Genomic DNA, 7,891 nt, shown 5'->3' with positions numbered 1-7,891 from the left:
CACAGGGACAGGAACGATCCTCAACTCACATTCACTTTATACTATCTACTTACTGCTTGATGATTTTAAATCTTAACTGTTGATTATAGTATTTTTTATCGTCACCTAAATCAATATGATTATCAGGGGACTCACTATTACATATCCAGTCAGTTAAAGGTCTTCTTCCTAAGTTGGGATTTCCCTTTTTCTCTTGTTTTAGTAACTGTAAACAGATTTTATAATTCTTTGAACTAGAAATAGTAAAAGCCAATTTCTGATTGATCCAACCCGTATCATCTCCTAAATATATCTGATTTGAATAATTACTGGAATTTTCACTGCACTCATTTTCCTCTATTGTATTACCAGAATCAGGACTATATCTACTGTAAAAAGCACAGATTTTAGTGTCGCGAGATTTAAGGTTACTTTCAGGTTTAAATTTTAAGTAACTTTGCCACAGGTAGTCGTTTCCTAGCTCTACCCAGTCGCTTTCCGTAGATTATTTTGCACATTTCCAACCACTATCATAAAACTCACTACTCCCAGCCTGTGTTCTAGTATTTTTCATACAGAAAATATTTTTTGAACAATTATTTCCTGATGAATTCACCAAGCATCTAATCTCTTGATTCCACACTCCTACAGCTACTCCTGTCGCCGCAATGATTACACCTGCTACTGCTGCCGAAACATTAACTTTTTCCCACCAGTTCGTCATCTTTCAAGATTGGTCAATAAAATATACAATAAATTTAACATATAATAGCGTACAGCCGACATACGTGTAAAATCGGACATGATGTAAAGTAATATTACAAGGCGTAAACCTAGGGTTGGTGTAACGAGGGGCAACCTTGTAAAGTTTTGTAAACTTGCCCTCTTTTAGAACCTTGATTAATAAGAAATACAAATCTCAACATTGCCGAAAATGTGTCCTTCTAGGCAAAGTACACTAGAGTCTAAGTTGCCTTCATGTCTGAACTGCTAAATCAGACATGTCTGCTGGTTAAATCAGACTGCCTGAAACATGGCTTGGGTAAGTGTACTTTCTCTTTCCTCCATCGATGCAACTGTGGAAAACTCCCGTACTTGGTCGTGACTATTGAAGGAGATGTGGGCAATAATGTATACCCAAAATCGAGGCAAATACAATCAGAACGTACCTTTTTGCCTCTATCGCTCGCACTTTCATCTTAAGTACAATTCACCGGACAGGAATTATACTTTTTCCATAATTGAAGCGATCGCCTTTGGCGGAGGCGCAAGCCTCATCGCTTCAATTATGGAAAATCAATAGGTCGGTTTTGTGTCACCGCAGGTCACCGCAGTACAGCTAACATCTTTTGTTCGGGTTAGCCCTGAGACCCTCGCTGTGCAATGTTTGTAGGGCTAATATCCCTTACTGGAGGTTAGCCCTACAACGATGTAAAAGGGTCACATATTTCGCCCGAGATTACCCTTACAAGCCTTGGCAAACAAAGGTTTTGGGGGTAACATCAGCCCTTTGAGATTAGCCGCACATTTTCCCTTTCGACTTCTACCATCGATGCAAACGTGGAAAATCTCCCGGTTTAATAGCGTGACCAGTCGGCCACTGTCCCTGCGGTTAATCGACCACAGTCCCTGGTTTCACTTCTCACTCTCAGCACAAAAACAAACAAGTTCTATTTGGTGTAGCGTCCTGTCTACTATACAGACCCCTACTTCCAACACAAGAATTAACAGATTAAAACTAATATTAAGTGCCGTTATCTTTTTGTTATTTCCTAACAGTATAAAAAAAAGATAACAAAAAGTGTTGTTAATACCCATAAGGGGGATTATCGGCACTACAAATTGCCTATAACCGCAAGAGTTGTAAGCAATAGTTTCATGGATGCAGTTGCCTGTGATGGAAAGTAATTCCGTAGCCGGAATTCAGGTAACAGAACACGGTCGAGTCCTGGAATTAGAACTGGCTCGTGTGTCGGTGACCTGAGGGGGTGACATGAGCCCTAAAAAACTCAGTATATAAGGCTTTGATGCCAATGAGCTTATGGAAGATACAGCCCCAAATTAACCCTCGATTCATTTTCTGGACGCTCAAACCCTTATAACATAGTCCAATGTCAGCCTAAAACAGAATGTATATTTTTGTAACTTATGGGCTGAAATTATTACCTAGTGAGGATTTCAGCTTGCATGTCCCTCTCCAGTCATAAATCTTTAAAGAGAAGGTGATAAATATTTATAGCCACATAACACATGTTTTGTAAACTATACAATATATTAGTAATAGTTATAAACATAAAATAATCAATACATAATTTAAGTTATTTTTATTGGTTAAAATAATAGTTATTATAGTTAATGTTTATTTTTTTTAAGTTTTAAAAAAAGTGAATAAATATATTTATCATCTAAACAAAATGTGTATCAAACAAAATATATGTGCAGTTAATATATTAACGCCGAGGTGCAATGAAAGCCAGTGAAATTGTCAATAAATATGCCCATGGGTAAAGGAATTTCCAGGGTGCAAATCTCCGGGGTTTGTCTTTTAAGAGGAAAAATTTATCCGGGGCTAATTTTAGTGGTGCAGATATTCGAGGGACAAATTTTACACAGGCTAAATTGAAAGGAACAAACTTCAGTAAAGTTAAGACAGGACTACAACTTCACTGGAAACTTATTCTAATAGGTTTTTCATTGGTATTATCAGCAATAGCCGCATTTGGCTCAGCTTTTTCTGGTATTATTGCAGTCGATTTTCTGGTTTTTACAGTTAAAAGTAATGAATACACTGTTGGTGCTAGTTTGATATCCCTCGTTCTAGTCGGAGTATTCCTGATTGTTACGCACTTCCAAAATCTAGTATGGGCTTTAGGAGTTAGTGCTGTAGTCGGTGCAACAACTATAGCTATTACTGCTGTTTTGGATATGATTAACGGGATTATAGCTGGGGCTGTTGCTGGGGTTTTTACAGCAGTGACAATTGCTTTATCTTTTGTCTTAGCTATATCCCTAAATTTGATTATAATTTTGACTAAACCTACTGCCGCAGTTTTGACTTTGGTTACATACATGGCTGGGACTGTGGCTGGATGCAAAGTAGGGTTAGATGTGAATACTGCCCAGCCTATTGTCCAGCCTAAGGATTCATATATAGCTGTTTCCGTATATCTAGCCCTAGTTGGGACTTTATTGGGTGGATACAATACTAGGCTAGCCTTAAGCGAAGACAATAGATTTGTTTTATTCGTTCGATTGCTATTACCTTTGCTGCTATCAGAGGCACCAGCTTCCTGGGTTCTGATTTAACGGATGCCGACTTTACTCAAGCTGTGCTCAAAAGTACAAATTTTGTAGCAAATCTGACTCGCACTCGCTTTAATAACACCCGAAAACTTGATCAAGCCAAAGTCGGAGAGACTTACTTGAAAAATCCTGATGTACGACAATTGGTGGTTACAGGAGAAGGAAAAGAGAAAAACTTTGACCACGGTAACCTAAGGGGAGTCAACTTAGCCAGAGCCAATCTTGTAGGTGCTAACTTTATTGGGGCAGATCTCAGTGAAGCCAACTTGCAGGATGTTGACCTATCCAGGGCAAAATTAGTCCAAACCCAACTAGACGCAACAGATTTTACTGGCGCAACCTTAACAGGGGCATTTATTGAAGATTGGGGGATTACCAACCAAACTAAATTTAATGGGGTAAGGTGTGAGTATGTGTTTATGCGATTACCCACCAAAGAAGATCCTGAACCTTGGCGCAAACCGGATAATAAGAATGAGGTATTTAAGGATGGAGAATTTGGTGATTTCATCAAACCCATAGTTGATACCCTTGACCTATACCACAATCAAGGCGTTGACCCCCGCGCGATCGCTATTTCCTTTAAGCAGTTAGCAGAGAAAAATCCAGAGGCAGAACTGAGCATTGCGGGAATGGAAGTAAAGGGAGAAGATAAGTTTTTACTCCGTGCTCAAACTGCACGGGAAGCTAACAAATCAGAATTAAGTGCAGAATATTTTGAAATTTATAATCAACTTAAAGCTCTAGCAGAAAATCAATTTCAAGATTTAATGGCAGAAAAAGATAGCAGAATTATTAGTTTAGAAACTATGGTAAATACGGCTTTAAAAAAGCCTAACTATTATACAAGTACACAAGTAGAACAGGTAGGTATTATGACAAACAATCCCGGTGGATTTTCCGTTGGTGGTTCTGTTGATGGCAACATCAATAATGTTCAAGGTAACAATAACCGCACCATTAAAGCTGACAATAACCAAGGCGTTATTGGCGATAACAACCAAGTAACCCAAAGTCAAGGTACTGCATCAACCGAAGAACCGCTAACCAAAGAACAGGTGACTGAGTTATTAGCAGAACTAAGAGGATATCTGAAAAGTTTTTTGATACTGAATTTTGCCCCCCTAGCCCCCCAATTCTGGGGGGAACAAGAATCCATTTGTTGGTAAAAGTCCCCCAAAATTGGGGGATTTAGGGGGCTTGAATGTAGCAAATGAGACTTCTCAGACAACCTCTAAGTAAGTTGGTACAACAGTCAGAAATGCCAGAAGATACCAAAGAAGAAATAACCACGTATCTCGGTGCTTCAAAAAAAGCAATGGAAAAAGAAGAACCGAAGAAAGAAACCGTACTCGCCAACCTCGAAAGTGCGACAGAAACCCTCGAAACAGCTAGTAGAAAACTTGATGCAGGTAAAACTCTCTGGGACAAAGCTAAGCCTATCCTTCTTAAAGTGGCAGATTGGTTCGGTGCTGCTGCTGCTTCACAGATTATAGGTTTGTAGAAGTGACTGCGATCGCGCCTATAAGCCTACAAACCAAAAGCGTTGCCTAGAGGGGCTTTAACAGTGCGGGGGCGGAACAAAATGATACACGTATTAGTAGATTCACAATTGGCCGACGAAATCCCTGAAGCTACTGATAATAAAGGTTTATAGCGGTTGTCGTCCGGCTACAACTAGGGTAGAATGAATACGATAAGCGACCGCAGCTGTTTTTGTGCGAAAGGGCTGCGATCGCTGAAAAAGTGAACCGAAATGTAACAAGATCGTAACATGGTCAAAAGATTTGTGAAACATGCCCTAGTTCCAGTGGGCAAGAAAACTCTTGATGGATTTCGAGCTACTGATAACTGGCTATATGTACTTTCCCAAACTCAGGCGGCTGAAACCATTGGGGAAAATGAAAGGAACTTCCGCGAATTCTTGAAATCAAAATGGTTCAAAGATATATGGGGAGAGGAATTCACGCCCGCGATTTTTGAAATAGATCCCTCTAGTCGATGGAGGGGACAAAGTCGCATTAATGGAATTCCGTTGGATATCAATGTCTTGTACTGGACGTACCGGACATCCAAAGGAAACAAAGAAGCATTGAAGTTAACCTCTGCTTTGGCAGGTGACTCTTTGAAGGATCGGTTTCGACTGGCCTTCGGTGATCAAGTAATCACGATAGCTGAGCGAAATAAAGAAATGACTCAGTATGTAGAACGACTGGAAGCAGTTGAAGCCGAGAACAAGCGGCTCAAGACGGACTTGCAGTGGTTGAGTGAAGATTATGCCCAGGATGACCACAAAGATGTAGAAATCAAACGACTGCGGCGAATCCTGCGTCTTAACTGCATCGACCCTGAGGCTCCCGAAAATTATATTTAAAATCGATTAGCCTCAAGACAACCCATCACACTCCATTACCTCTTCCCGTACGCCCATGCGGGATTTTTTGTGCAGATTTTTTCACTTTGTGATTTTAGATCCCGTTACCAAGACGCTATCCCTAGCCAAATCGCACCCACATTGTATTGACTCGGGTACACCCAAACTGTTCAATAAATAGGCATGGCTGTATTGAGGCGTGGGGTATGAAAATCGACCGCCATGGCCAGGCAAAGATTTTAAGCGCAGAGGAAATCCAACTGTTGTTTAATGAAGGGGCAACCCTTAACCCGCCACGAGACCGGGCGCTGTTTGCTGTGATGCTTTACACCGCCTGTCGGGTCAACGAAGCCGTGACCTTAAGAATAAGGGATGTCTTAGATCGCTTTGGTTCCGTGCGCCCCGTGGTTCTATTCAGGAAAGGGAATACAAAGGGTAAGCTTGCCACCCGAACCATCCCGGTACTAGAAGATCTGCGGAAACACTTAACGAACTACCACCCTCCGAAATGGGCAAACTATCTATTCCCTGGGAGGCATGGCAAAGGACATATCACCCCAGATGCCGCCAGCTGGATCCTTAATGAATTAAGTATTTTGCTTGTAACAAACAGGTCTTATGCTCGCCCTAGCGCCGTTACCGGGATGGCAGTAACTGGAAAGTGAGTGATTGTCTCGTTAATCTTTACTTTTGTGGCTTCTGACAAGGAAAATTACCAGTATTTCAGTTCGCCTATCTAAGCAACAATTTTTCGCAAAAACCCAGGAATTTGTAGCTCTTGAAGCAATTTCAACCTACAACCGATCAATCTCATCCATACTCAACCCCGTATATTGGGCAATATCCTGAGCGGGTAACCCTGCGGCCTTCATCTGCTTAGCAATCTGCTGTTTTTCTTCCTGTCTACCTTGTTGTCTACCTTGTTGTCTACCTTGTTTTATACCTTGTTTTATACCTTGTTCTATACCTTGTTCCAGAGTTTCATCAATTAAGGTTTGGGTAACATTGTACATATCCCGGTAGACCTTCAGGCTATCCTGATACAGCGCTTGCTCCCTAGATGAGAAATTGGCAATCTCTGCCACATCAAATAGCTGGGCAAACACATCGTCTTGCAAGGGTAATGGGGGTTCATTCAACTGGGCTAGGTGTTTAAATAGAAATAACCACTTGTCAAAATGGGACTCCAACTCATCAAGAGACTTGGTAAATTTCGGTAGCTCAACATAAATAAATTTGAGCTTATCGTAGAACACTTCACAGTGCTGATTTTTCAACTCCACCACATGTAGCAGTTCCGAATCGTGCTTGTGGTCATCAAATACAAAATCTAGGATGCCAACCGTATAAACTGCTGTAAGCTCATAGTTCCAAAATCCCTGTTGTGCCTGTTCTTGGATCGGGAAAGTAGAATAATAGACACTTCTATCCTTAAACAAATTTTGCTTGGCCTTCTGCATTTCTACGATGAACCGTTCACCAGTCTCGCTCTGACAATAAATATCAAAAATAGCCCTTCGATCCACTAAGGTATTGCCCAAAAACTCGGGATTTTTAAAGGTGACATCCTTCAGCTGATGATGGGGAGGCAACAGAGTATTCAAGAAGTCGATTAGCAGTGCCTTATTTGGCTCAGTGCCAAAGACACGTTTAAACCCGAAATCTGTGAGCAGGTCAATGTATTTATCTGGCAGCGGGAAAACCATATTAAAATGCTTTGATAGGGAGTCGGGAGTCGGGAGTCGGGAGTCGGGAGTCGGGAGTCGGGAGTCGTGAGTCGGGAACTTCTGATTAGAAATTATAACAATTCCTACAGGGATTGCTATACTATATACCAAACGCATCTAAATTATAGAAGCCTTACTCAGAAGCGATGCAGTGCGGTCTTTGGGGTTTCCCCCATGAGCAACTGCATCAAGACAGAGATTTGACAATTAATAAGCATAAATACTTATCGTATTAATCTCATATCCAGTAGGCATTTCAAAATAAGATGCATTTACTGTGGTGAGTTTTAGGAGGTCAAAATGCCATTACCGATCGCAGCCATAGTAGTTGCAGTAGCAACACCAATTCTTATTAATAAGGGTTTGGAAATCAAGGAAAAAATTGAAGAAAAAGTTAGTGATGAGGAACTTGATAAAATTGAACCAATATTATCGAAATTAGGATTAACCAGGGAAGAAATATTAGCTCTAGATACTGAAAAAAAATATCTAACCAAGTAAAAGCTCG

Annotated in this window: 9 protein-coding genes and 1 pseudogene; 6 read left to right on the top strand and 4 right to left on the bottom strand. The window is 40.8% G+C overall.

Annotated elements, in window-relative coordinates:
- Nucleotides 1-484: 484 nt before the first annotated feature.
- On the bottom strand, nt 485-703 hold the full coding sequence (locus F6K37_RS26995; RefSeq protein ID WP_008187522.1) for a hypothetical protein: 219 nt from the start codon (nt 701-703) through the stop codon (nt 485-487).
- Between the two features lie 293 nt (nt 704-996).
- Nucleotides 997-1,131, bottom strand: coding sequence for a hypothetical protein (locus F6K37_RS26990; protein WP_287253440.1), 135 nt, complete (start codon nt 1,129-1,131; stop codon nt 997-999).
- Nucleotides 1,132-2,517: 1,386 nt separating this feature from the next.
- On the opposite strand from F6K37_RS26990, the pseudogene F6K37_RS45670 reads away from it, so the two are divergent.
- A pseudogene (locus F6K37_RS45670) lies at nt 2,518-2,583 on the top strand (pentapeptide repeat-containing protein); the annotation flags it as partial.
- A 59-nt stretch (nt 2,584-2,642) separates the two neighbouring features.
- Here the strand turns inward: F6K37_RS45670 and F6K37_RS26985 are convergent.
- Complete coding sequence (locus F6K37_RS26985; protein WP_287253439.1) at nt 2,643-3,209, bottom strand: hypothetical protein; 567 nt, start codon at nt 3,207-3,209, stop codon at nt 2,643-2,645.
- Between the two features lie 3 nt (nt 3,210-3,212).
- On the opposite strand from F6K37_RS26985, the gene F6K37_RS26980 reads away from it, so the two are divergent.
- The 4 genes from F6K37_RS26980 (at nt 3,213) to F6K37_RS26965 (ending at nt 6,321) form a co-directional block, all read left to right on the top strand.
- The gene (locus F6K37_RS26980) at nt 3,213-4,451 is read left to right on the top strand and encodes a pentapeptide repeat-containing protein (protein ID WP_081431871.1); all 1,239 of its coding nucleotides are present in this window, start codon (nt 3,213-3,215) and stop codon (nt 4,449-4,451) included.
- A 44-nt stretch (nt 4,452-4,495) separates the two neighbouring features.
- Nucleotides 4,496-4,786 carry a hypothetical protein gene (locus F6K37_RS26975; RefSeq protein ID WP_008187517.1) on the top strand — a complete coding sequence of 97 codons (291 nt, stop codon included), beginning with the start codon at nt 4,496-4,498 and terminating at the stop codon, nt 4,784-4,786.
- 270 nt (nt 4,787-5,056) lie between these two features.
- Nucleotides 5,057-5,656: a hypothetical protein gene (locus F6K37_RS26970; protein WP_008187516.1), complete on the top strand. Its 600-nt coding sequence runs from the start codon at nt 5,057-5,059 to the stop codon at nt 5,654-5,656.
- Between the two features lie 206 nt (nt 5,657-5,862).
- Entirely contained in the window at nt 5,863-6,321 is a 459-nt protein-coding gene (locus tag F6K37_RS26965; RefSeq protein WP_287253438.1) for a tyrosine-type recombinase/integrase, read from the top strand.
- A 129-nt stretch (nt 6,322-6,450) separates the two neighbouring features.
- Here F6K37_RS26965 and F6K37_RS26960 read toward each other — a convergent pair whose 3' ends face one another.
- Complete coding sequence (locus F6K37_RS26960; RefSeq protein ID WP_502708887.1) at nt 6,451-7,362, bottom strand: Rpn family recombination-promoting nuclease/putative transposase; 912 nt, start codon at nt 7,360-7,362, stop codon at nt 6,451-6,453.
- A gap of 321 nt (nt 7,363-7,683) precedes the next feature.
- Here F6K37_RS26960 and F6K37_RS26955 point away from each other — a divergent pair, with 321 nt between their 5' ends.
- The gene (locus F6K37_RS26955) at nt 7,684-7,884 is read left to right on the top strand and encodes a hypothetical protein (protein WP_287253436.1); all 201 of its coding nucleotides are present in this window, start codon (nt 7,684-7,686) and stop codon (nt 7,882-7,884) included.
- The last annotated feature ends 7 nt before the right edge of the window (nt 7,885-7,891 follow it).

The sequence above is a fragment of the Moorena sp. SIO4E2 genome, assembly GCF_010671945.1.
Classification (GTDB): Bacteria; Cyanobacteriota; Cyanobacteriia; order Cyanobacteriales; family Coleofasciculaceae; genus Moorena; species Moorena producens.
This window is presented reverse-complemented; position numbering and strand designations above follow the sequence as displayed.

Coding starts and splice junctions, on each gene's coding strand:
- F6K37_RS26995 (WP_008187522.1), bottom strand. CDS start 703: ATGACGAACTGGTGGGAAAAAGTTAATGTTTCGGCAGCAGTAGCAGGT.
- F6K37_RS26975 (WP_008187517.1), top strand. CDS start 4,496: ATGAGACTTCTCAGACAACCTCTAAGTAAGTTGGTACAACAGTCAGAA.
- F6K37_RS26970 (WP_008187516.1), top strand. CDS start 5,057: ATGGTCAAAAGATTTGTGAAACATGCCCTAGTTCCAGTGGGCAAGAAA.
- F6K37_RS26965 (WP_287253438.1), top strand. CDS start 5,863: ATGAAAATCGACCGCCATGGCCAGGCAAAGATTTTAAGCGCAGAGGAA.
- F6K37_RS26960 (WP_502708887.1), bottom strand. CDS start 7,362: ATGGTTTTCCCGCTGCCAGATAAATACATTGACCTGCTCACAGATTTC.
- F6K37_RS26955 (WP_287253436.1), top strand. CDS start 7,684: ATGCCATTACCGATCGCAGCCATAGTAGTTGCAGTAGCAACACCAATT.